This window comes from Bradyrhizobium sp. SZCCHNS1050 (assembly GCF_032484785.1).
GTDB lineage: Bacteria > Pseudomonadota > Alphaproteobacteria > Rhizobiales > Xanthobacteraceae > Bradyrhizobium.
This window is the reverse complement of the sequence record NZ_JAUETR010000004.1, coordinates 54,423-76,541: the sequence shown is the minus strand read 5'-3', so window position 1 is coordinate 76,541 and position 22,119 is coordinate 54,423. Positions and strand designations below refer to the sequence as shown.

The 22,119-nt window shown below is 65.4% G+C and carries 22 protein-coding genes; 19 read left to right on the top strand and 3 right to left on the bottom strand.

Features of this window, described 5'->3' with window-relative positions; genetic code table 11:
• Positions 1-158: 158 nt before the first annotated feature.
• From dapA to QX094_RS33885, 4 genes are read left to right on the top strand one after another with little or no spacing between them, the layout of a single operon-like run.
• Positions 159-1,049, top strand: coding sequence for a 4-hydroxy-tetrahydrodipicolinate synthase (gene dapA / locus QX094_RS33900; protein WP_315752947.1), 891 nt, complete (start codon positions 159-161; stop codon positions 1,047-1,049).
• A gap of 28 nt (positions 1,050-1,077) precedes the next feature.
• Positions 1,078-1,494 (top strand): large conductance mechanosensitive channel protein MscL, encoded by a 417-nt coding sequence (gene mscL, locus QX094_RS33895; RefSeq protein WP_315711385.1) that lies wholly within the window; start codon positions 1,078-1,080, stop codon positions 1,492-1,494.
• Positions 1,494-1,967, top strand: coding sequence for an SsrA-binding protein SmpB (gene smpB, locus QX094_RS33890; protein WP_315711387.1), 474 nt, complete (start codon positions 1,494-1,496; stop codon positions 1,965-1,967). Before mscL ends, smpB begins: the two co-directional genes overlap by 1 nt.
• 56 nt (positions 1,968-2,023) lie before the next feature.
• On the top strand, positions 2,024-2,608 hold the full coding sequence (locus QX094_RS33885) for a peroxiredoxin (protein ID WP_315711388.1): 585 nt from the start codon (positions 2,024-2,026) through the stop codon (positions 2,606-2,608).
• 17 nt (positions 2,609-2,625) lie between these two features.
• Here QX094_RS33885 and QX094_RS33880 read toward each other — a convergent pair whose 3' ends face one another.
• Together QX094_RS33880 and QX094_RS33875 are read right to left on the bottom strand one after the other, a co-directional pair.
• Positions 2,626-3,309, bottom strand: coding sequence for a uracil-DNA glycosylase (locus tag QX094_RS33880; RefSeq protein ID WP_315711389.1), 684 nt, complete (start codon positions 3,307-3,309; stop codon positions 2,626-2,628).
• The gene (locus QX094_RS33875) at positions 3,290-3,943 is read right to left on the bottom strand and encodes an NYN domain-containing protein (RefSeq protein WP_315711390.1); all 654 of its coding nucleotides are present in this window, start codon (positions 3,941-3,943) and stop codon (positions 3,290-3,292) included. Before QX094_RS33875 ends, QX094_RS33880 begins: the two co-directional genes overlap by 20 nt.
• 347 nt (positions 3,944-4,290) lie before the next feature.
• On the opposite strand from QX094_RS33875, the gene rpoZ reads away from it, so the two are divergent.
• The 13 genes from rpoZ to QX094_RS33810 all read left to right on the top strand — a co-directional run bounded on the left by rpoZ (position 4,291) and on the right by QX094_RS33810 (position 17,520).
• Positions 4,291-4,683 carry a DNA-directed RNA polymerase subunit omega gene (gene rpoZ, locus QX094_RS33870; protein ID WP_006612728.1) on the top strand — a complete coding sequence of 131 codons (393 nt, stop codon included), beginning with the start codon at positions 4,291-4,293 and terminating at the stop codon, positions 4,681-4,683.
• Positions 4,684-4,852: 169 nt separating this feature from the next.
• Positions 4,853-7,153 carry a bifunctional (p)ppGpp synthetase/guanosine-3',5'-bis(diphosphate) 3'-pyrophosphohydrolase gene (locus QX094_RS33865; protein ID WP_315711393.1) on the top strand — a complete coding sequence of 767 codons (2,301 nt, stop codon included), beginning with the start codon at positions 4,853-4,855 and terminating at the stop codon, positions 7,151-7,153.
• 81 nt (positions 7,154-7,234) lie between these two features.
• Entirely contained in the window at positions 7,235-8,017 is a 783-nt protein-coding gene (locus QX094_RS33860; protein WP_315752944.1) for a pyridoxine 5'-phosphate synthase, read from the top strand.
• Positions 8,014-8,433, top strand: a complete 420-nt coding sequence (gene acpS / locus QX094_RS33855; RefSeq protein ID WP_315711397.1) for a holo-ACP synthase — start codon at positions 8,014-8,016, stop codon at positions 8,431-8,433. Before QX094_RS33860 ends, acpS begins: the two co-directional genes overlap by 4 nt.
• 286 nt (positions 8,434-8,719) lie before the next feature.
• The gene (lepB, locus tag QX094_RS33850; protein ID WP_315711399.1) at positions 8,720-9,481 is read left to right on the top strand and encodes a signal peptidase I; all 762 of its coding nucleotides are present in this window, start codon (positions 8,720-8,722) and stop codon (positions 9,479-9,481) included.
• Positions 9,478-10,563, top strand: a complete 1,086-nt coding sequence (gene rnc, locus QX094_RS33845) for a ribonuclease III (protein WP_316188499.1) — start codon at positions 9,478-9,480, stop codon at positions 10,561-10,563. Before lepB ends, rnc begins: the two co-directional genes overlap by 4 nt.
• Positions 10,553-11,479, top strand: coding sequence for a GTPase Era (gene era / locus QX094_RS33840; RefSeq protein ID WP_315711401.1), 927 nt, complete (start codon positions 10,553-10,555; stop codon positions 11,477-11,479). The genes rnc and era overlap by 11 nt, the downstream gene beginning before the upstream one ends.
• Positions 11,480-11,481: 2 nt before the next feature.
• Positions 11,482-11,862: a hypothetical protein gene (locus QX094_RS33835; RefSeq protein ID WP_315752942.1), complete on the top strand. Its 381-nt coding sequence runs from the start codon at positions 11,482-11,484 to the stop codon at positions 11,860-11,862.
• A gap of 243 nt (positions 11,863-12,105) precedes the next feature.
• Positions 12,106-12,846 carry a DNA repair protein RecO gene (recO, locus tag QX094_RS33830; protein WP_316188498.1) on the top strand — a complete coding sequence of 247 codons (741 nt, stop codon included), beginning with the start codon at positions 12,106-12,108 and terminating at the stop codon, positions 12,844-12,846.
• 293 nt (positions 12,847-13,139) lie between these two features.
• Entirely contained in the window at positions 13,140-14,888 is a 1,749-nt protein-coding gene (locus QX094_RS33825; RefSeq protein WP_316188497.1) for a phospholipase D-like domain-containing protein, read from the top strand.
• Positions 14,889-14,918: 30 nt separating this feature from the next.
• The gene (locus QX094_RS33820; protein WP_315711407.1) at positions 14,919-15,965 is read left to right on the top strand and encodes a DUF2278 family protein; all 1,047 of its coding nucleotides are present in this window, start codon (positions 14,919-14,921) and stop codon (positions 15,963-15,965) included.
• Between the two features lie 148 nt (positions 15,966-16,113).
• Entirely contained in the window at positions 16,114-17,100 is a 987-nt protein-coding gene (locus QX094_RS33815; protein ID WP_316188496.1) for a glutathione S-transferase family protein, read from the top strand.
• A 9-nt stretch (positions 17,101-17,109) separates the two neighbouring features.
• Entirely contained in the window at positions 17,110-17,520 is a 411-nt protein-coding gene (locus tag QX094_RS33810; RefSeq protein ID WP_316188495.1) for an ACT domain-containing protein, read from the top strand.
• A 21-nt stretch (positions 17,521-17,541) separates the two neighbouring features.
• Here the strand turns inward: QX094_RS33810 and QX094_RS33805 are convergent, their stop codons facing one another.
• On the bottom strand, positions 17,542-18,600 hold the full coding sequence (locus tag QX094_RS33805) for a LysR family transcriptional regulator (RefSeq protein WP_315711411.1): 1,059 nt from the start codon (positions 18,598-18,600) through the stop codon (positions 17,542-17,544).
• 155 nt (positions 18,601-18,755) lie between these two features.
• On the opposite strand from QX094_RS33805, the gene QX094_RS33800 reads away from it, so the two are divergent.
• Entirely contained in the window at positions 18,756-20,417 is a 1,662-nt protein-coding gene (locus tag QX094_RS33800) for an acetolactate synthase large subunit (protein WP_316175181.1), read from the top strand.
• A 1-nt stretch (position 20,418) separates the two neighbouring features.
• Positions 20,419-22,020: an FAD-binding protein gene (locus QX094_RS33795; RefSeq protein WP_316175183.1), complete on the top strand. Its 1,602-nt coding sequence runs from the start codon at positions 20,419-20,421 to the stop codon at positions 22,018-22,020.
• Positions 22,021-22,119: the final 99 nt, after the last annotated feature.

Genomic DNA, 22,119 nt, shown 5'->3' with positions numbered 1-22,119 from the left:
GCCGGGGGCGGGGTATCGCGGGCCTCGGCAAAGCGATTCGCGCGATTCGTGTGCCTGTTGAGAAGGCAGCCCAGCCGCGGGCGGGCCTTCCGCCCCGTCGGTAGACCCGGTATGAAGTGGCTCGCACAGGGGCCAAACGGCGTTTGGGAGGGAGTTTCATGGCAGCCAAGACGAATTTCCGGGGTTCTTTCACCGCCTTGGTCACTCCTTTCAAGAACGGGTCCGTGGACGAGGCCGCTTTTCGCAGCCTTGTGAACTGGCAGATCGACGAGGGCACCAACGGCCTCGTGCCGGTCGGCACGACGGGCGAGAGCCCGACGCTCAGTCATGACGAGCACAAGCGGGTGGTCGAGTGGTGCATCGCTGAGGCCCGGGGACGCGTGCCCGTCGTCGCCGGCGCCGGCTCCAATTCGACCAAGGAGGCGGTCGAGCTCGCCCAGCACGCCGAGAAGGCGGGGGCGGACGCGGTGCTGGTGGTGACGCCCTATTACAACAAGCCGACGCAGGAAGGCCTGTATCAGCACTTCAAGGCGATCAACGATGCGATCGGCATTCCGATCATCATCTACAATATTCCGCCGCGCTCGGTGATCGACATGTCCGTCGACACCATGAAGCGCCTGTTCGAGCTGAAGAACATCGCCGGCGTGAAGGATGCCACCGCGAGCATGGTGCGGGTGTCGCAGCAGCGCGCCGCGATGGGCGAGGAGTTCAACCAGCTCTCGGGCGAGGATGCGACGATCATCGGCTACATGGCGCATGGCGGCCATGGCTGCATCTCGGTGACGTCGAATGTCGCGCCGCGGCTGTGCTCGGAATTCCACCAGGCCTGGCAGAAGGGCGATGTCGCAACGGCGCTGAAGATTCACGACAAGCTGATGCCGCTGCACACCAATCTGTTCATCGAGTCCAACCCGGCCCCGGTGAAATACGCGCTGTCGCTGCTCGGCAAGATCGAGGAGAAGCTGCGGCTGCCGATGGTGCCGGTGTCGGAGCCGACCCGGGTCGCGGTGCGCGAGGCGATGGTTCATGCCGGACTGATCAACTGAGCCGACGTATCTGAGGGGGGACGCGAGCATGTTGAAGGAATTCCGTGAATTCGCGATGAAGGGCAACGTCGTCGACCTCGCCGTCGGCGTCATCATCGGCGCGGCCTTCGGCGCCATCGTCACCTCGCTCGTCGCCGATGTCATCATGCCGATCATCGGCGCCATCACCGGCGGCCTCGATTTCTCGAACTACTTCATCCCGCTGTCCAAGACGGTCAATGCGAGCAACCTTGCGGACGCGAAGAAGCAGGGTGCCGTGCTGGCCTATGGACAGTTCCTGACCTTGACCCTGAACTTCTTCATCATCGCTTTCGTGCTGTTCATGATCATCCGTGTGATAAACAGGTTGAAGCGGAACGAAGCGGCAGCCCCCGCGGCGCCGGCGAAGCCCTCGGCCGAGGTCGAGCTGTTGACCGAGATCCGTGATCTCCTGAAAAAGTCCTGATGGCTGAAAAGAACGAACCCAAGATCACGGTCGCCGCCGAGAATCGCAAGGCGCGGTTCAACTACGCGATCGAGGACACCATCGAGGCCGGCATCGCGCTGACCGGCACCGAGGTGAAGTCGGTCCGCGGCGGCAAGTCGACGATCGCGGAATCCTATGCGGATTCGCGCAACGGCGAGATCTGGCTGATCAACGCCAACATTCCCGAATATCTGCAGGCCAATCGCTTCAATCACGAGCCGAAGCGGCCGCGCAAGCTGCTGCTGCATCGCAAGCAGATCAACAAGCTGATGGGCGCGGTCGAGCGCGAAGGCATGACGCTGATCCCGCTGAAGCTCTATTTCAACGAGCGGGGCCGCGCCAAGCTGCTGCTCGCCGTCGCCAAGGGCAAGAAGCTGCACGACAAGCGCGAGAGCGAGAAGAAGCGCGATTGGGGCCGCGAGAAGGGCCGGCTGCTGCGGGCGCGCGGCTAACGAGACCATTGCCGCACGCTCCTCGGCGGCACGCCTGAGCCTTGGGAAAGCATCCGATGAATCAGAAGAACCTCTTGGACGTCGACTGGAGCCGGATTCCGGCTCCGACCGACGACGGCGCAGCCGATCATCTGGTCGGGACGATCATTCCCGCGATCGGACTGCGTGCGACCGACGACACGCTGGTCACGTTGTCCGATCTGCCAGGACGGACCGTCGTGTTCGCCTATCCGCGGACCGGCGAGCCCGGCAAGGTGTCGCTGGTCGAGGACTGGGACATGATCCCGGGTGCGCGCGGCTGCACGCCGCAGACCTGCAGCTTCCGCGACCTGTTCGGCGAGTTGAAATCGGCCGGCGCCGCGCATGTGTTCGGCCTGTCGACGCAGAGCAATGCCTATCAGACCGAGATGGCCTCGCGCCTGCACCTGCCGTTTCCGGTGCTGTCGGACGAAAAGCTCGAGCTGACCAATGCCCTGCGGTTGCCGACGATGGAGATCGCCGGGCTGACCATGATCAAGCGGCTTGCCATGATCGTGGACGACGCCCGCATCACCCACGTGTTCTATCCGGTGTTTCCACCGGACAGGAACGCGGGCGACGTGCTGGCGTGGCTGAAGGACAACCGCGCATCTGCCGCGTGAGGGTGGGGCAGGCCGAACTAATCCAGATCCGCCTTCACGCGCGCGAACACGGCGTGGAACATCTCGGTCGTGAGCACGCCGGTGTTCGTATTGTAGCGTGAGCAGTGATAGCTGTCGTATAGCCGGATCCCGCCGGCCTGGTGCACGGCGCCATGGGCGAAGGGCGCCGCGACCGCGCGCAAGCCCAGCAGCTTCAGGAGCGTGTCGTGGGAGATGCGGCCGAGCGCGACGATGCTGCGCAGCCGAGGCATCGCGGCGATGGTGGCGCCGAGGAAGCTCCGGCATTGGTTGATCTCGGCCGGCAGCGGCTTGTTCTGCGGCGGCACGCAGCGCACCGCGTTGCTGATTCGGCAGTCCACCAGCGTCAGCCCGTCGTCGGGGCGGGCTTCGAAGCGGCCTTTTGCAAATCCGTAGTGCAGCAGCGTCCCGTAGAGCAGCTCCCCGGCATAGTCGCCGGTGAACGGGCGCCCGGTGCGATTCGCACCCTGCAGCCCTGGCGCGAGGCCGACGATCAGGAGGCGCGCGTCGGGATCGCCGAACGACGGCACCGGGGCGTTGAACCATGACGGCTCACGCGCGCGCTGCGCCTCGCGGAACTCAACGAGGCGAGGGCACAGCGGACAGTCTCGATCGGGATTGGTCGAAGACGGGGCAGGCGGCGCAGGCTGAGTGCCCGTCCGCCTAGTCCTCGAAATCGTCATCGTTGGGCGTGGTGGTGGTGGTGGTCGTGGCGCGGGCGGGCGCCGTGGTCGAGCGCTGCAGGAATTGCGGAGAATGGTGGCGCGGCTCGCGCGGGGCGGGGCGCTCCGATGGGTCGCGGCCGAGCTTGGACTGCAACTCCATGAGGTCGGTGAAGACGTCGGCCTGGCGGCGTAACTCGTCGGCGATCATCGGCGGCTGGCTGGAGATGGTCGAGATCACGGTGACGCGAACGCCGCGGCGCTGCATCGCTTCGACCAGCGAACGGAAGTCGCCGTCGCCCGAGAACAGCACCATCTGGTCGATATGCTCGGCGAGTTCCATGGCATCGACGGCGAGCTCGATGTCCATGTTGCCCTTGACCTTGCGCCGGCCGCTGGCGTCGATGAATTCCTTCGTCGCCTTGGTGACGACCGTATAGCCGTTGTAGTCGAGCCAGTCGATCAAGGGCCGAATCGACGAGTACTCCTGATCCTCAATGATCGCGGTGTAATAGAACGCGCGGAGCAGCGTGCCGCGGCTCTGAAATTCCTTGAGCAGGCGCTTGTAGTCAATGTCGAAGCCGAGCGTCTTGGCCGTGGCGTATAGGTTGGCGCCGTCAATGAAGAGCGCAATCTTGTTGGTCGAAGATGACATTCAGTGTCTCGCGTTCAGTTAGATTCTATTTTTGGCGCGACTCCAGTCGGTCGCGCATTCCATTTCAAGATACTGCCAAGGCGTCGGCGGTCCATCTGGTGTGAGGTTACCGCAAACAGGAGTGGTCGGGGCAACAAAGGCGCACTTGTGACGACGTAATGAAGCGTTTTCTTGTCCAAGGCCCGAATTCCACGGGTCTGGACGGAGCGCCAGTCAAGGTTGCCGAATTCGGTACTCCTTGCCCCTTACCGAACCCTGACGCCAGTTTTGCCTTGCGAAAGCCGGCCAGCCTCTATAACTAGCCCAGCATAATCAGCATATTAAGCACACAAAGGACCGGAGCGACAATGGCGCGCGTCACTGTGGAAGATTGTATCGATAAAGTCGACAACCGGTTCGACCTGGTTCTCCTGGCCGCGCATCGCGCGCGCATGATCTCATCAGGATCGCAACTTACAATTGATAGAGATAATGACAAGAATCCCGTCGTCGCACTCCGGGAAATTGCGGATTCGACCATTTCTCCCGAGGATCTGAAGGAAGAACTGGTGCATTCGCTGCAGAAGTTCGTCGAGGTCGACGAGCCGGAGCCGGACACGGTGCCGCTGATCGGCTCGGCCGGTGCCAGCGTCGATGCCGACGACACCGAGGTCGCCGTCGAGCGCATGACCGAGGAAGAGCTGCTGAAGGGCCTCGAGGGCCTCGCTCCGCCGGAAGAACAGCCGGAAGAGGACGAGTGACGGTCTCGTCACCGTCAGCGCGAGCTCCAGCCAACTTGTGAGAATGTGAAGGCCCGGACCACGTCCGGGCCTTTGCATTTGAACGTGATTCCGTGATTACCATAGGGCTGCGCCAAGCGCCTGCCATCCGGCAGATTTGGTCACGAAGATAAAGGTTTAGTCATTTTCCATGGTGGTTTCGGGCCACACTCCTCAGCAGATGCAGGCGGCGGCCGAATCGGCCGCGTTGGCGCCTCCGCCGCCGGCTGAGCGGCCGCGGCCGCCGAAGCCGCGCTCCCGCATGATGCGGCAGTACGACCTCGTGGAACGAGTCCGCTCCTACAATCCGGATACGAACGAGGATCTGCTCAACCGCGCCTACGTGTACGCCATGAAGGCGCATGGGTCGCAGACCCGCGCGTCGGGCGACCCGTATTTCACGCATCCACTCGAGGTCGCGGCCATTTTGACCGACCTGAAGCTGGACGACGCCACCATCGTCGCTGCGCTGCTGCACGACACGATCGAGGACACCGAGGCGACCCGCGCCGAGATCGACCGCTTCTTCGGCCCCGAGATCGGTGCGCTCGTCGAAGGCTTGACCAAGCTGAAGCGGCTCGAGCTGGTCTCGCGCGAGGCCAAGCAGGCCGAGAATCTGCGCAAGCTCCTGCTGGCGATCGCCGACGACGTGCGTGTGCTGCTGGTCAAGCTCGCGGATCGCTTGCATAACATGCGCACGCTGGAGTTCGTGCCGGAGGCATCGCGGCGGCGGATTGCCGAGGAGACGCTCGACATCTACGCGCCGCTGGCGGGCCGGATGGGCATGCAGGAGATGCGCGAGGAACTCGAGGATCTCTCGTTCCGGACGCTCGACCCGCAGGCCTACAGCGTGGTGATGCAGCGGCTCGATGCGCTGGCGGAGCGCAACCGCAACCTGATCGGCGAAATCGAGAGCCAGCTGGCCCGCAAGTTTCGCGAACACGGCCTCACCGCGCGGGTGTTCGGCCGCCGCAAGCGGCCATTCTCGATCTGGACCAAGATGGAACGCAAATCCATCGGCTTCGAGCAGCTGTCCGACATCTTCGGCTTTCGCGTCATCATGCCGGATCTGGAATCCTGCTATCGTGCGCTCGGTATCGTGCATACGACCTGGCCTGTCGTGCCCGGCCGCTTCAAGGACTACATCTCGACGCCGAAGCAGAACGACTATCGCTCGATCCACACGACCGTGATCGGCCCGGGCAAGCAGCGCGTCGAGCTGCAGATCCGCACCGAGGAGATGGATCAGATCGCCGAACTCGGCATCGCCGCCCACGCCTTCTACAAGGACGACCTCGCCTCGCCGACGGAACGGCTGAAGCGCGAATCGAACGCCTTCGCCTGGCTCCGCCACACCATCGGCATCCTTTCGGAGAGCGCCAACCCCGAAGAGTTCCTCGAGCACACCAAGCTCGAGCTGTTTCACGATCAGGTGTTCTGCTTCACGCCGAAGGGCAAGCTGATCGCGCTGCCACGCCACGCAAACGTGATCGACTTCGCCTATGCCGTGCATACCGACGTCGGCAACAGCGCCGTCGGCTGCAAGATCAACGGCAAGTTCGCGGCGCTGTCGTCGGAGCTGCAGAACGGCGACGAGGTCGAAGTGCTGACGTCGGATGCGCAGTCGGCGCCGCCCTCGGCCTGGGAGACGCTCGCCATCACCGGCAAGGCACGCGCCGCCATCCGGCGCGCCACCCGAACCGCCGTGCGCGATCAATATGCCGGGCTGGGCCGGCGCATCGTCGAACGCCTGTTCGAACGGACCAAGCTCGAATATGCCGACGACAAGCTCAAGGGCGCGCTGCCGCGTCTGGCGCGCGCCTCGATCGAGGACGTGATGGCGGCGGTCGGCCGCGGCGAGATCAAGGCCTCCGACGTCGCGCGCGCGATGTATCCGGACTACAAGGAAGAGCGCGTCGTGCGCTATGGCGCCAAGAAGACGGCCGCCGCGCCGGCGGCCAAGGCTGCCGCGCCCGCGGCCGAGCCCCACCGCGGCCCGTTCGCCATCCCGATCAGCGGGCTCAATTCCGGCCTGCCGGTGAAGTTCGCGCCGAACGGTGGCGCCGTGCCGGGCGACCGTATCGTCGGCATCGTGACGCCGGGCGAGGGGATCACGATCTATCCGATCCAGTCGCCGGCGCTGAAGGATTTCGAGGAGGAGCCGGAGCGCTGGCTCGACGTGCGCTGGGATGTCGACGAGACCTCGCCGCAGCGCTTTCCGGCGCGCATTCGCGTCGAGAACGTCAACGAGCCCGGCAGCCTCGCCCAGGTCGCCACCGTGATCGCCGAGCATGACGGCAACATCGACAACATCAGCATGAGCCGCCGCTCGCCTGATTTCACCGAGCTCACGATCGATCTCGAGGTCTACGACCTCAAGCATCTCTCGGCGATCATCAACCAGTTGCGCGCCAAGACCATCGTGGCGCGGGTCGACCGGGTGAATGGCTAATCTGCGGGGATGGCTGCGGCGTTCTGCTTCGGGATGCGCTAAACAAGCCTTAGTCTATTCGAAAGTCCTGCGAGCCGGCCCATGTCCGATCCGTCGAAGTCACATCCTCCGAAGCTGCGCCTCGGCGTCAACGTCGACCACATCGCCACCTTGCGAAATGCCCGCGGCGGCCGCAGCCCCGATCCGGTGCGCGCCGCGCTGCTCGCGATCGAGGCCGGGGCCGACGGCATCACGGCGCATCTGCGCGAGGACCGCCGGCACATCCGCGACGACGACATGGCGCGGCTGAAGGCCGAGATCTCCAAGCCGCTGAACTTCGAGATGGCGGCCACCGAGGAGATGGTGCGGATCGCGCTGGCGACGCGCCCGCATGCCTGCTGCCTGGTGCCGGAGCGGCGCGAGGAGCTGACCACCGAGGGCGGCCTCGACGTGGTCGGCCAGCACAAGGCGCTGGCGCCGGCGATCGCCCGGCTGAGCGATGCCGGCATCCGGGTGTCGCTGTTCATCGCCGCCGACCCGGCGCAGATCGAGATGGCGGCGCGGCTGCGCGCGCCCGTGATCGAGATCCACACCGGCGGCTGGTGCGATGCCATCACCGACGGCCACCACGACAAGGCGGAGGTGGAGTGGGAGCGGATCGTGACCGGCGCCCGACAGGCCTATGCGGCCGGGCTCGAGGTCCATGCCGGCCACGGGCTCGACTATGCCACCGCCGAGCGGATCGCGGCGTTGCCGGAGATCGTCGAGCTCAACATCGGCTACTTCATGATGGGGGAGGCGCTGTTCGTGGGCCTCGCCGAGACCGTCCGGACCATGCGCGCGGCCATGGATCGTGGCCGGGCGCGGCTGGGGACATCGGCATGATCATCGGCATCGGCTCCGACCTGATCGACATCCGCCGCGTGGCCGAGGTGATGGACCGGCACGGCGAGCGCTTCCTGAACCGGATCTTCACCGCGGCCGAGCGCGCCAAGGCCGAGCGGCGGGCCAAGAACGAGAAGATGGTGGTCGCCACCTACGCCAAGCGGTTCGCCGCCAAGGAGGCCTGCGCCAAGGCGCTCGGCACCGGCATCCGTCACGGGGTGTGGTGGCGCGACATGGGCGTCGTCAATCTGCCCGGCGGCCGGCCGACCATGCAGCTCACGGGCGGCGCAGCCGAACGGCTGAAGGCGCTGACTCCCGAGGGCCACGAGCCGCGCATCGACCTGTCGATCACCGACGACTGGCCGCTGGCGCAAGCCTTCGTCATAATTTCGGCGGTGCGCCGCGAGACATCCTGAAGGGCGGCCGCCCCGCAGGAAAAACAAAAATGCGATCGATTCCAGCGAGTTATGTAGTTTTGATACGGCGATTGATTGCGCGGCCCCGCGCAGTCGTCTAAAACCCGCCGGGATCGAACCGGCTGCATCACGGGCGGATTCTGGGTCAAACCGGAGTTGGCCTTAACCACCAGAATCAGGACAGACTCCCTTAAGCCGCGGAACGGTATGGTGTTCGCGGACGGAGGGGTGTTCGGCAACGGCTGGCGAATCGTCGGACCATTCGCCAAGGGACATTGAAAGAGCGATGAGCGTGACCTCCGGAACCAAGACTGAGAGCGGCCTCGGTGAAACCGTTCGTGTCGTCGTTCATGCGCTGCTGATCGCGTTGGTGATCCGCACCTTCCTATTCCAGCCGTTCAACATCCCCTCGGGATCGATGAAGGCGACCCTGCTGGTCGGCGACTATCTGTTCGTATCGAAATATTCGTACGGCTATAGCCACTACTCGATTCCGCTGTCGCCCCCGATTTTCTCGGGCCGCATCTTCGGCTCGGAGCCGAACCGCGGCGACATCGTCGTGTTTCGTCTGCCCAAGGACGACACCACCGACTACATCAAGCGGGTGATCGGCCTGCCTGGCGACCGCATCCAGGTGCGCGAAGGGCTGCTCTACATCAACGACAAGCCGGTGCAGCGCGAGCGGCTCTCCGATTTCATCGGCGAGGATCCCTGCGGGCAGCCGGACTCGACCGCGCGCGTCAAGCGCTGGAAGGAGACCCTGCCGAACGGCGTCAGCTATGAGACGCTGGACTGCGTCGACAATGGCTATGTCGACAACACCGCGGTGTATACCGTGCCGGCCGGCAACTTCTTCATGATGGGCGACAACCGCGACAACTCGACCGACAGCCGCTTCCTCAGCCAGGTCGGCTACGTGCCGTTCGAGAACATCGTCGGCCGTGCGCAGCTGATCTTCTTTTCCATTGCCGAAGGCGAGCATGCCTGGGCGTTCTGGCGCTGGCCGGTATCGGTGCGCTGGAATCGAATCTTCAAATTCGTGCGATGATCGACGACTCACCCGAAATCCAGACCACGCAGGCTGCCGCATCGAGCCCGCAACCCGGCACGGGTGCGCTCGAGGCAACGCCCAAGGCCGCGTCGCGGCCGAAGTCCGAGATCAAGCCTGAGCAGAAGAGCGAGCCCAAGGCCGAGCCCAAGACCGAGCCAAAGGCCGATTCCAAGACCGACGCGAAGCCGGTCTCCAAGCCAGACATGAAGACCGTCGAGTCTGAATCGGTGCCCGCTCGCCCGACCGAGGATGGGGCGGACCCGACCGCGCTCGTTGCCGAGGCCGATTCCGACGGCAAGCCGCGCAGCAAGGCGAAGGGCGGTCGCCGTACCAAGAGCGCGGGGACCAGCGCCGCCAAGGGCGCCAAGGCTGCGGACAAGGCCGCCAATGCCGCGATCGAGGCGCGCATCGGCCATCACTTTGCCGATCCCTCGCTGCTCAGCACCGCTTTTACCCACGTCTCGGCGCTGAAATCGTCCAAGAAGCGCGGCGACAGCTATCAGCGGCTCGAATTCCTCGGCGATCACGTGCTCGGCCTGATTGTGTCCGACATGCTGTACCGCTCGTTTCCGAGCGCGGACGAGGGCGAGCTGTCGAAGCGGCTCGCCGATCTCGTGCGCAAGGAGAGCTGTGCCGACGTCGCCAAGTCGCTCGGCCTGCTCGACGACATCAAGCTCGGCGCAGTCGGCGCCGGCGCCGGGGCGCGGTTGCGCAAGTCGGTGCTGGGCGACGTCTGCGAGGCGGTGATCGGCGCGATCTTCCTCGACGGCGGCTACACGGCCGCCGCTGGATTCGTCGAGCGCAACTGGACCGAGCGCATGCACAAGCCGCGGCGCCCGCTCCGCGATCCGAAAACGGTGCTGCAGGAATGGGCGCAGGGCAAGGGCCTGCCCACCCCGGTGTACCGGGAGGTGGAGCGCACCGGCCCGCATCACGATCCGCAGTTCCGTGTCGCCGTCGACCTGCCGGGGCTGGAGCCGGCCGAAGGCATCGGCGGCTCCAAGCGGGCGGCAGAAAAGGTGGCGGCATCGGTCATGATCGAGCGCGAAGGCGTCAGCGGCGGCAGCAATGACGGCTGAACAACAATCGGTGCCGGCTGCCGGGACCCGCTGCGGTTTCGTCGCGCTGATCGGCGCGCCCAATGTCGGCAAATCGACGCTCGTCAACGCGCTGGTCGGCTCCAAGGTCACGATCGTCTCGCGCAAGGTACAGACGACGCGGGCACTGATCCGCGGCATCGTCATCGAAGGCGCGTCTCAGATCATCCTGGTCGACACCCCCGGCATTTTCGCGCCGAAGCGCAGGCTGGACCGCGCCATGGTCACGACGGCCTGGAGCGGGGCGCATGATGCCGATCTCGTCTGCGTGCTGCTCGATGCCAAGAAGGGCATCGACGATGAGGCGCAGGCCATCATCGACAAGGCGGCTGCGGTCGCGCACGAGAAGATCCTGGTGGTCAACAAGGTCGACCTGGTGCCGCGCGAGAAGCTGCTGGCGCTGGTCGCGGCTGCCAACGAGAAGCTGTCGTTCGCGCGCACCTTCATGATCTCGGCGATCTCCGGCGACGGGGTCGACGATCTCAGGCGGGCCTTGGCGGAGATGGTGCCGCCCGGTCCGTTCCACTATCCCGAGGACCAGATGTCGGACGCGCCGATGCGGCACCTCGCGGCCGAGATCACCCGTGAGAAGATCTATTCGCATCTGCATCAGGAGCTGCCCTACCAGTCCACGGTCGAGACCGACAGCTGGACCGAGCGCAAGGACGGCTCGATCCGCATCGAGCAGACGATCTTCGTGGAGCGGGACAGCCAGCGCAAGATCGTGCTCGGCAAGGGCGGTGCGACGATCAAGTCGATCGGCGCGCAGGCGCGCAAGGAAATCGCAGAGATCACCGGCGTGCCGGTGCACCTGTTCCTGTTCGTGAAGGTGCGTGAGAACTGGGGCGATGATCCCGACCGCTACCGGGAGATGGGGCTCGAGTTCCCCAGGGAATGACAATGAGCGTGCCGCGCAACGTGTTGTGGTTCGAAGTGCTGCTCTACATCTCGCTGATGCTGGACGCGCTGTCGGTTGCCGTCTCCGACCGGACGCCGACCTTCGACGTAACCGAGGACATGATCACCGCGCAGACCGTGCTCAACGGGGTGGTCATCCTGCTGCTGTTCTATTTCGTCTATCTGGCGGCGCAGCGCCGCAGGAACTGGCCGCGCTGGGTGCTGCTGGGGGCGCTGGTGCTGTCCGACATCTCCCTGGTGCAGGTGATCGGGCAGAAGGGCATGACGCTCGATGCCGGCATCGAGGTCATTTCCTGCGCGCTGACGACGATGGGCTTGTACTATTCGTTCACGGGCGATGCGCGCGGCTGGTTCAACGCGTGATGGATGGAATGCAGATTGCGGGGTGGGCAAGCGCAGCGCGCCCCCCTGCGTTTGGCGCTTAACGATCATTCCGTCATTGCGAGCGCAGCGAAGCAATCCAGGGCTGCGCGTGAAACTCTGGATTGCTTCGCTGCGCTCGCAACGACGGTGTTTGTGGCGGCAGCACGCGCGAGCAACGTTGGAGCTTGATCGTCGACTGGCGCTCACGGCTTGGCGTCTGCGAGTGGTGGAGATCCCACACCGATGGAATGGACCGATGACGGCATCGTGCTGGGCGTGCGGCGGCACGGCGAATCCTCGGCGGTCGTCGAGCTGCTGACCCGCGAGCATGGCCGGCATCTCGGTCTCGTGCGCGGGGCGAGCGGCAAGCGCATGCGGCCGGTGCTGCAGCCGGGCAACACGGTGCGCGCGATCTGGCGCGCGCGGCTCGACGAGCATCTCGGCATGTACGCCATCGACGCGCTGACCTTGCGGGCGGCGGGGCTGATCTCCGCGCAACACGGCGCCTACGGCGTGACGCATCTTGCCTCGCTGGCCCGGCTGTTGCCGGAGCGCGATCCGCACGAAGACATGTACCTGCGGCTCGAACATGCGCTCGATGATTTCGAGGATGCGGGCGGCGCCGCCGCCCACATCGTGCGCTTCGAACTGGCGATCCTCGCCGAACTCGGCTTCGGGCTCGATCTCGACTCTTGCGCTGCGACCGGCGAGACCTCGGACCTGATCTACGTATCGCCGAAGTCGGGCGGCGCGGTGTCGCGCACGGCCGGGGCGCCATGGGCCGACCGGCTGCTGCCGCTGCCGCCCTTCCTGCGCGAGAGCGAGCAGGGCCATGGCTGGTCGCAGCAGGATCTGCTCGACGGTTTCCGGCTGACCGGCATGTTCCTTCTCCGTTACGTGTTGGAGCCGCGCGGGCAGGGCCATTCCGACGCCCGCGAGGGCTTCATCAACGCCGTGACGCGGGCAAGGCCCGCCTCGCGATAGGGCTCGTTTTCGACGTTCGTCGTCATGCGCCCGCGCGCTCGTTCGCCAACGTCGAGACTGACGACACACGCGCCGGCATCACGGCAAAGCTGATCCGGATACCGTCTCCGACTGTGACGTCATTCACATCCGCCTTCACATGACCGACGTAGGATCATGCAACAATCCTGGTTGATGAACATTTTCACATCATTTTGAAGTTGCGTCGTCCGCGGCTCATGGCGAAGATTGCAGCCCTTCGGCGAGATGCGTTTCGTGCGCGCCTTTTTTCATCACCGTGGGGCATTTCGATCATGAGCGATTTCGAGAACAGCAAATCCAGCAACGGGTTCACGTCCAAGCTGTGGCGTGGAGAGCGCATGACGATGATCGGCTTCGACGTCGCCGAGCCCGAACCCGATCTTGTCGGATACTCGATCGAGGTGAAGTCGCCGGGCGCGCGGGATTTTTCCCAGTTGCGCAACAGGATCGCGTTTTCCTATCCGGCCGGGGCCGGCGCGGAGGTCGACGGCAACCGGAATTTCCCGTCGACCGAGGCACCGTTCCAGAAATTCCGCTGGATCCACTTTCCCTACCGGCCCAAGGATGGCGTCTATACGTATCGCGTCGCCAAGCAGCACATGCGCAACGACGGCACGCTCGTGGCAGGGACCAGCCTCACGCTCGACATTGCGCAGAGCGCGGTCACCTATGATGGCCTCATCGACATCGGTTTCACCCGCAACTTCGCCTCGTCTCAGGCCTATCGCGATCAGTTCGGCAACAATGCCGAGATCATCCCCGTCGAGAGCCGCGACGGGCCGGGCTTCGACAAGCTCGACCTCACCAACGAGGCTGGCGACAGCGTCTATGAGTGGCTGGGGTTCGAGGCCTACGACCTCCTGTTCGGCTTTTTGAAAGACGCCCTGGCGGATCCCGGGCTCACGCTCGACGTGATGGCCTATGACCTCAATGAGCCCGACGTGATCGGCCTGCTGGAGCAGTTCGGTCCGCGGCTGCGCGCGATCATCGACGACTCCAACGCCAAGGATAACAGCCACAAGCTGCCCGGCAGCGCGGAATCGCGCAGCGCCAAGCGCTTCAAGCAGGCGGGTGCTGCCGTGCTGCGCACGCATTTCAGCAATCTCCAGCACAACAAGGTCCTGATCACGCGCCGCAACGGCAAGCCCGAGAAGGTGCTGTGCGGCTCGACCAATTTCACGTTCCGCGGCCTCTATATTCAGGCCAACAACATGCTGGTCTTTCATTCGCCTGATGTCGCCGGGCTGTTCGGCGAGATGTTCGACATCGCCTTCGAGGACCCCTCGCTCTTCCGGAAGAATGATTTCTCCAAGAAATGGCACGCCGTCCATTCCGAGGGAAAGCCGACCGTGCAGCTCTGCTTCTCGCCGCACCAGGCCACCGATCTCTCGCTCAATCCGATCCGGGCCGCGATCGATCAGGCCTCCTCGTCGGTGTTCTACTCGGTCGCGTTTCTGAGCCAGCTCGGCGACGGTCCGACCAAGGAGGCGTTCGACCGCGTGATGGAGCGGCCGATCTTCAGCTACGGCACGGTCGACAAGCGCGGCGCCCTGGAGCTGCGCAAGCCCGACGGCTCGATCGGTCTCGTCGATTTCGCCTATCTCGCCAGCAAGGCGCCGGAGCCGTTCCGCAGCGAATGGTCCGGCGGCAAGGGCCGCAACATCCATCACAAATTCCTGGTGACCGATTTCAGCCTGCCGACAGCGAAAGTGTTCACCGGATCGAGCAACTTCTCGCCGAGCGGCGAGAAGGGCAACGGCGACCATCTCATCATGATCGAGGACCGAAAGATCGCGACCTCCTATGCGATCGAGGCCACCCGCGTGTTCGATCACCTGCAGTTTCGCAATCGGATGCGCGACGCGTTCCACGGCAAGTCCGAGCGGCAGCGCGCTGCATCCGCGCCTGCCGCGATCACGCTGCGCAAGCCGACCGCATTGTCCGGCAAGCCGGCCTGGTTCGAGCGCTTCTATGTCGAGGGGTCGCAGGCTGAACGCGATCGATTGCTGTTCTCGTCCTAGATATCGCTACGGACAGAGTTGGAGACGACCATGCCATTGAATGACTATTCGCTTCTCAAGGGTCGGCCCATCAACAATCGTCTGGCGACGGGAAGCAGTCCGCACTATCAGGTGCAGGTCTCGGCCGGCGGTGAGCTCTATCGGATAGCCATCAATGTCCGCTCCCAGGATGGCAGCGAGGTCGAATTCCTGGTTCGCTCGCGCTTCGAACATCCAATCGTCGACGACCTGAAGGCGTTTTCGGAAGGGCTGCATCCGCTGGAGAGCAAGCCCGGCGGCGTGGCGCTCGATTTCATCCGGGGCAATCTGATGCAGCCATGGGAGCTGAAGCCGCTGCCACTGTCGGCCGCGGGCCCCGACAACGATCTCAACGAGAAGATCGACGCCTACGTTCAGCGCGCCATGTCCGACGAGATGGCTCTCATCTATGCCTTCGGCGTCGCATGGGGACCGGAGGAGAAGGCGGACCGCTATTTCGGCTTCAAGCCCGGCCGCGGTATCCACGACATCCATTTCAACCAGGGCAATCCGCCCGGCCAATATGCCAAGGACAACGGTCCCTGGCAGGATGGCGGACTGCTCTTCGAGTTTCCCGACCAGCAGCAATGGGTCGCCATCTTCCTGAAATTCCAGACCCAGGCCTGGCATTCGGACGATGCCAGCGGAGGGGTCATCCTTCCGCCCGATCCCGATTACCCGAACGCGCCGCATACGCCTCCCGACCGCGACCACATTCCGCCGCTCGACGTGCCCGACGGGCTGGTGCGGATCATCGCGGCCTATGTCAACGACGTGCGCACGCCCGAGCACGAGACGGTCACGCTGCTGAACACCGCCGATGTCGACGTCGATCTCACCGGCTGGCAGATCAAGGACAAGCAGAAGAACGCCATGCAACTGAGCGGCATGATCGGGCGCGGCGCCACCCTGGTGGTGCCCATCGTCGCGCCGGTCGCGCTGTCGAACCGGGGCGGCATCATCACGCTGTTGAATGCCGCGGGCGTGAAGGTGCACGGCGTCTCCTATACGCGGGAACAGGCGGCGCAGCCGGGGCGCACCATCCCGTTCCAGTCGTGACCGCGTGTTCGGCGGAGCCGTCTTCTCGGAGCGTGCTCTCTGCTGGCGCAGCGGCGGGGTGACGTGTACTCCTGTCACGTAAGGGCCCAGGCGAAGGGGCTGCAGGTTGCAGTCCTGCGCACAGGCCACGGTGTGAGAGGAGAGCGTCATGGGAGTCCTGGTCGACGGCCAATGGCACGACGTCTGGTACGACACGGCGGCGTCCGGCGGCCGTTTCATCCGCAAGGATTCGGCGTTCCGTAGCTTCGTCACGGCTGACGGCCGTCCGGGCCCATCCGGCACCGGCGGCTTCGAGGCCGAAGCGGGCCGCTATCATCTCTATGTCAGCCTGGCCTGCCCGTGGGCTCACCGCACCCTGATCATGCGCGCGCTGAAGGGGCTCGATGACATGATTTCGGTATCGGTCGTGCACTGGCTGATGCGCGAGCAGGGCTGGACGTTTGCCGAGGGTCCGGGCGTCGTGGCCGACAGCGTCAATCACGCCGGCCTTCTGCATCAGGTCTACACCGCCGCGGAGCCGCATTATTCCGGCCGCGTCACCGTGCCCGTGCTCTGGGACAAGCAAAACCGCACCATCGTCAACAACGAGTCGTCAGAGATCATCCGCATGCTGAACTCGGCGTTCGACGGCGTCGGCGCCAGGCAAGGCGACTATTATCCGCAAGCCCAGCGCGATGAGATCGACGCCATCAATGCGCGCGTCTACGACACGCTGAACAACGGCGTCTACAAATGCGGCTTCGCGACCACGCAATCCGCCTATGAGGAGGCGATCGGCCCGCTGTTCGCCACGCTCGACTGGCTGGAGGAGCGGCTGTCGGCGCGCCGCTTCCTGCTCGGCGACACCATGACCGAGGCCGACATCCGGCTGTTCACGACGCTGATCCGCTTCGATGCCGTCTATGTCGGCCACTTCAAGTGCAACATCCGCCGCATCGCCGACTATCCGAATCTTTCAGCCTACACGCGCGATCTCTACCAATGGCCGGGGATTGCCGCGACGGTGAATTTTGAGCACATCAAGCGGCACTACTACGAGAGCCATCGCACCATCAATCCGACCGGCATCGTCCCGGTCGGGCCGCGGCAGGATTTCACCTCGCCGCATGGGCGCGAGCGCCTGGCGGCGAACTGACGGGGATCCATGGCGGGCGGACGCAACCTCGATACGCTGCTGCGCACGATGGCTCCCGAGCTGCAGGACGGCGTATTCGTGTTCTGCACCGTCGATACGCATCACGACATCCCGGCCGAGCTGACGCCGTTGATGCTGTTTCGCGAGCGCGAAGGGATCACGCTGATCGTCCGGCGCGAGGACGCCGAGCAGGCCGGGCTGCCGTATCAGTTCGTCGCGCGCCTGATCACGCTGTCGGTGCGATCAGCGCTCGATGCGGTCGGCTTCCTCGCCGCAGTCACGACCTGCCTCGCAGGGGCCGGCATCAGTGTCAACGCGGTCTCGGCCTTTCATCATGATCACCTGTTCGTACCCGAAGCGCAGGCAGAGCAGGCAATGCGGGTTCTGGAGGAGATGTCGCGCCGCGCGGCCGTCGGATGATGGCGCAGGGCCACGCCCCGGTCAGGCTTTGCTCCTGGTATGACTTCGCGACCGGTTGCGCCGGGGTGCACCCGGCTTCTTGCGTGATCTCGGCCGAGATCGATGCGCGTTGCGTGCGGCGCGCGGAGCCGGCGGCCGGCGCGGTCCGGTCAGCATTTGCGCGGCTTGCGCGCGCACCATGTCCATCAGCATCATCGCCGCCGGCGACAGCGTGCGGCCCTTCAGGCGCAGGATGCCGAACTGCGCCAGCAGCAGGTCGGATGCGCGCGGCTCTTTCAGCTCGGCCACATTGAGCCGGACCAGCTGACCGGAGGCCAGCTCGTGGGTGACGACCGCATCCCCCGCGACGAGCACGACGTCCGAGCGGACCGCCATTTGCACCAGCAGGCCGGCGTTCTCGGATTCGAGGGCGACATTGAAACCGCGTCCCCGTGGCGCGGCGATCAGGTCGTCCAGCCGCCGGCTGAAGTCCGGCGGCAGCGCGACGGAGGCGAAGTGCTGGCCGGCCAGATCGCGCGCCGACAGCTCCCGTCGCCCCGCCAACGGATGGGTCGGCCGGCAGTAGAAGTAGCCGGGAAGGCTTCCGAGCGGTTCGAGGTCCAGGCTGTCGTCGGTCCTGATGTCGGTGATGTGCGCCAGGAAGAAATCGAGCTTGCCTTGTTGCAGCACGTCCATCAGGGCGCGCCAATTGTCCTGCACCAGCTTGATGCGCACGGATGGATGCTCGGCATACAGCTGCGCCATCGCATCCGGCAGCAGCACTAGGCCCGTGAACGCGCCGACGCCCACCGTCACCTGGCCGGCATCGCCCGAGCGCAACAGCCGCATCTCGCGGCCGAGATCGTCGGCGCCCGACAACAGCGAGCGCGCCCGCGCCACCAGCCGTTCGCCGACCGCCGTGATCTCCACCGAGCGCGAGCTGCGGTCGAACAGCCGCATCCCCGCTTCGTCCTCCAGGGTCTGCAGGCTGCGGCTCAGCGCCGACTGGGTGACATGGGCGCGCTTGGCGGCCCGGGCGAAATGCCGCTCTTCCGCGAGGTAGACCAGCTGCTGCAACTGACGCAACGTTGGTGTGTGCATCGATGACCCCAGCTCATTGATCAAAGCATAACAATTCATTGGATTTCTGAGACCGTCAATTCCAAAATGGCACAAATACAAACAGGGGAAATGCCATGGCGGGGCCGGCCAAGTCGCCCCGAGCTGCGGCAGTTTCCCCGCAACAGGCTTTTCTCATGCCCAACGGCGCACAAGCTCTGATACGGACCCTGGTCAATTCCGGCATTCGGGTCTGCTTCACCAATCCTGGCACCTCCGAGATGCATTTCGTCGCGGCGCTGGACTCCGCGCCGGAGATGCGCGCCGTACTGTGCCTGTTCGAAGGGGTGGCGACCGGTGCGGCGGACGGCTACGCCCGGATGACCGGCACGCCCGCGGCAACGCTGCTGCATCTCGGTTGCGGCCTCGGCAACGGCCTCGCCAATCTGCACAATGCGCGCAAGGGCAAGGTGCCCGTCGTCAACATCGTCGGCGACCACGCCACCTATCATGTCCCTTATGACGCGCAGCTCCAGTCCGATATCGAGACCGTCGCGCGCAACGTCTCGCCGGAATTCGTCTGGACCTCGCAGGTGACGTCGGAGCTGTGCCGCGACGCGGTGGCGGCCGTGAAGGCGGCGTGCTCCTGGCCCGGACAGGTCGCGACGCTGATCCTGCCGGCCGACGTGTCCTGGGGTGAGGGCGGCGTCGCCGAGCCGGCGCCGGTGATCGAGCCGCCGGCGCCTGCGGACGATGCGACCGTGCAGGCCGTCGCCGAGGCGATCAGGGCGGGCGGCCGCAGCGCTTTTCTACTCGGAGGCACGGCGCTGCACGAGGAGTCGCTGCTGGCGGCCGCGCGCATCGCCGCGACCTGCGGTGTGAAAGTCTACGCCGAAACGTTTCCGACACGCATGCAGCGTGGAGCGGGCCTGCCGGCCGTCGAGCGGATCGCCTATCTCGCCGAGATGGCGCAGATCCAGCTCAAGGAGATCGACACCCTGATCCTGGTCGACGCCAAGGCGCCGGTGTCGTTCTTCGCCTATCCCGGCAAGAAGAGCTATCTGCCACATGACGGCTGCAAGGTGCTGACCTTGTCGACGCCGGCGCAGCACGCCGCGTGCAGCCTGACCAGGCTTGCCGCCGCCCTGGAGGCCGGGCGCGCCACGCCGGTATTGTCGCCGGCCTCGCGGCCCGGGCGTCCGCGCGGCAAGAAGCTGACCGCGGAAAAGGTCTGCAAGGCCGTCGGTCATCTCCTGCCCGAGAACGCCATCATCATCGACGAGGCGATCAGCTCCGGCCTGATGCTGTCGAAATTCACCGCGGGCGCGCCACGCCACGATCTGATCACTTTGACCGGCGGCGCCATCGGGCAGGGGCTGCCGAATGCGATCGGGGCGGCGATCGCCTGTCCCGACCGGCCGGTGATCGCGCTGATCGGCGACGGCAGCTCGATGTACACGATCCAGTCGCTGTGGACGATCGCGCGCGAGCGGCTCAACGTCACCGCCATCATCTTCAACAACGCCTCCTACTCGGTGCTCAACGTCGAGCTGGAACGGGTCGGCGCCGAGGAGATCGGACCGAAGGCGCGGGCGCAGCTCGACCTGCACGGGCCGGTCCTCAAGCTCGCGCAGATCGCCGACGGCATGGGCGTGCGATCGACCCGCGTCACCACGCCGGACGAACTCACCAGCGCCTTGCAGGGGGCGCTGGCGCGGCCGGGGCCCCATCTGATCGAGGCGATGGTGCCGCCAGCGCTGACCGGCCTCAAGCTGAAGCTCCTGCCGCACCTCCTGGGATCGCTCGACCGTGTTCCGCTGCCGGTGGCGCGGATGCTCAAGCGCAAGATCGCGCCGTGACATGAGCGCGACGCTGCAATCCGATGTTGTCATCGCCGGCGGCGGTCTTGCCGGCATCGTCACCGCGCTGGAGGCACTGCGCGCCGGCAAGTCGGTGACGATCGTGGACCGGGACACGCCCGAGCGGCTCGGCGGGCTGGCGTTGTGGGCATTCGGCGGCATGGCGCTGATCGGCACGCCGCTGCAGGCGCGCATGAAGATCCCGGATACGCCGGAGATCGCGTTGCGCGACTGGATCAGGTTTGGCGAGCTCGATGCCGCCGAGCACTGGCCGCTGCAATGGGCGCGCTACTACGTCACGCATTCGCGCAGCGAGGTCTACGACTGGCTGCTGGCGCACGGCGTGACGTTCATGCCGGCAGTGAACTGGGTCGAGCGCGGCCGGCACGGCGACGGCAATGCGCTGCCGCGCTATCACATCGTCTGGGGCACCTCGCAGCGGCTCACGCGCGTAATGATCGAAGCGATGCGCGCGGCCGACGGTGGCGGCAGGCTGACGGTGCTGCACCGTCACCGCGTCGTCAGCCTCGATCGTGCTGCCGGCGCCGTGGCGGGCGTTGTTGCCGTCAACGAGGAGACGGGCGCCGAAATCCGCATCGCCGCGCCGCTGACGGTGCTGGCGATGGGCGGCCTCAATGGCAGCCATGCGGAGGCCCGCGCCAACTGGATCAAGGGCCGGCCGCTGCCGGCGGCGATGCTCAATGGCGCGCATCCGTTCTCCGACGGCAAGTTGCATCACCACGCGGCCGAGGCGTTCGGCGCCGAGATCACGCATGCCGGCGAGATGTGGAACTACGCCGCCGGCATCCCGCATCCGTTTCCGCATTTCGAGGGCCATGGCCTGTCGCTGGTGCCGTGCAAATCGGCATTGTGGCTCAATCACAGGGGCGAGCGCATCGGGCCCGAGCCGCTGGTGACCGGCTTCGACACCCATGATCTGTGCCAGCGCGTCGCGGCGCAGGAGAAGCCGTATACGTGGCATTTGTTGAACTGGCGCATCGCTGCCAAGGAGTTCGCCATCTCCGGCGCCGAGCACAATCCGCGCATCCGCGACCGGCAGATGCCGATGTTCCTCAAGGAGACCCTACTCGGCAATCATCGCCTGGTCAGGCAGATGCAGCGCGAGAGCCGGCATTTCCTGGTCGACGAGACGCTGACCGGTCTCGCCGCCAAGATGAATGCGCTGACCGGCACCGGCGACGTGAAGCCGGAGGTGCTGCAGGCCACCGCCGACGCCTTCGACGCGAACTTTGGGAATGGCGACAAGCTCCACAATGACGACCAGTTGCGCCGCATCCTGCACGCGCGGCAATGGGGCCCCGACAAGCTCCGCACCTGCAAGCCTGCGCCGCTGCAGGCCCCGGGCGCCGGGCCTTACATCGCCATTCATATGCAACTGATTACCCGCAAGAGCCTCGGCGGCCTCAAGACTGATCTGCAGAGCCGGGTGCTCGACACCACGGGTGCGCCGATCGGCGGGCTCTATGCGGTCGGCGAAGCCGCCGGCTTCGGCGGCGGCGGCGCGTCGGGCAAGCGTTCGCTGGAGGGCACGTTCCTGCCGGGTTGCATTCTCACCGCACGGGCGGCGGTGCGCGCGATGTGACGGCTACGGGAACCGTACGAGTCGGCGGAACCGCCGCTGAATTTTTGCTCCGTCACTGTCGATCCGGTGCTGCGACGTTCGTCTTCAAGGCACAGGAGA

Bases quoted from the DNA above. Each gene is read 5' to 3' on its own strand.
- dapA (WP_315752947.1), top strand. From the start codon at position 159: ATGGCAGCCAAGACGAATTTCCGGGGTTCTTTCACCGCCTTGGTCACT.
- mscL (WP_315711385.1), top strand. From the start codon at position 1,078: ATGTTGAAGGAATTCCGTGAATTCGCGATGAAGGGCAACGTCGTCGAC.
- smpB (WP_315711387.1), top strand. From the start codon at position 1,494: ATGGCTGAAAAGAACGAACCCAAGATCACGGTCGCCGCCGAGAATCGC.
- QX094_RS33885 (WP_315711388.1), top strand. From the start codon at position 2,024: ATGAATCAGAAGAACCTCTTGGACGTCGACTGGAGCCGGATTCCGGCT.
- QX094_RS33880 (WP_315711389.1), bottom strand. From the start codon at position 3,309: ATGACGATTTCGAGGACTAGGCGGACGGGCACTCAGCCTGCGCCGCCT.
- QX094_RS33875 (WP_315711390.1), bottom strand. From the start codon at position 3,943: ATGTCATCTTCGACCAACAAGATTGCGCTCTTCATTGACGGCGCCAAC.
- rpoZ (WP_006612728.1), top strand. From the start codon at position 4,291: ATGGCGCGCGTCACTGTGGAAGATTGTATCGATAAAGTCGACAACCGG.
- QX094_RS33865 (WP_315711393.1), top strand. From the start codon at position 4,853: ATGGTGGTTTCGGGCCACACTCCTCAGCAGATGCAGGCGGCGGCCGAA.
- QX094_RS33860 (WP_315752944.1), top strand. From the start codon at position 7,235: ATGTCCGATCCGTCGAAGTCACATCCTCCGAAGCTGCGCCTCGGCGTC.
- acpS (WP_315711397.1), top strand. From the start codon at position 8,014: ATGATCATCGGCATCGGCTCCGACCTGATCGACATCCGCCGCGTGGCC.
- lepB (WP_315711399.1), top strand. From the start codon at position 8,720: ATGAGCGTGACCTCCGGAACCAAGACTGAGAGCGGCCTCGGTGAAACC.
- rnc (WP_316188499.1), top strand. From the start codon at position 9,478: ATGATCGACGACTCACCCGAAATCCAGACCACGCAGGCTGCCGCATCG.
- era (WP_315711401.1), top strand. From the start codon at position 10,553: ATGACGGCTGAACAACAATCGGTGCCGGCTGCCGGGACCCGCTGCGGT.
- QX094_RS33835 (WP_315752942.1), top strand. From the start codon at position 11,482: ATGAGCGTGCCGCGCAACGTGTTGTGGTTCGAAGTGCTGCTCTACATC.
- recO (WP_316188498.1), top strand. From the start codon at position 12,106: ATGGAATGGACCGATGACGGCATCGTGCTGGGCGTGCGGCGGCACGGC.
- QX094_RS33825 (WP_316188497.1), top strand. From the start codon at position 13,140: ATGAGCGATTTCGAGAACAGCAAATCCAGCAACGGGTTCACGTCCAAG.
- QX094_RS33820 (WP_315711407.1), top strand. From the start codon at position 14,919: ATGCCATTGAATGACTATTCGCTTCTCAAGGGTCGGCCCATCAACAAT.
- QX094_RS33815 (WP_316188496.1), top strand. From the start codon at position 16,114: ATGGGAGTCCTGGTCGACGGCCAATGGCACGACGTCTGGTACGACACG.
- QX094_RS33810 (WP_316188495.1), top strand. From the start codon at position 17,110: ATGGCGGGCGGACGCAACCTCGATACGCTGCTGCGCACGATGGCTCCC.
- QX094_RS33805 (WP_315711411.1), bottom strand. From the start codon at position 18,600: ATGCACACACCAACGTTGCGTCAGTTGCAGCAGCTGGTCTACCTCGCG.
- QX094_RS33800 (WP_316175181.1), top strand. From the start codon at position 18,756: ATGCCCAACGGCGCACAAGCTCTGATACGGACCCTGGTCAATTCCGGC.
- QX094_RS33795 (WP_316175183.1), top strand. From the start codon at position 20,419: ATGAGCGCGACGCTGCAATCCGATGTTGTCATCGCCGGCGGCGGTCTT.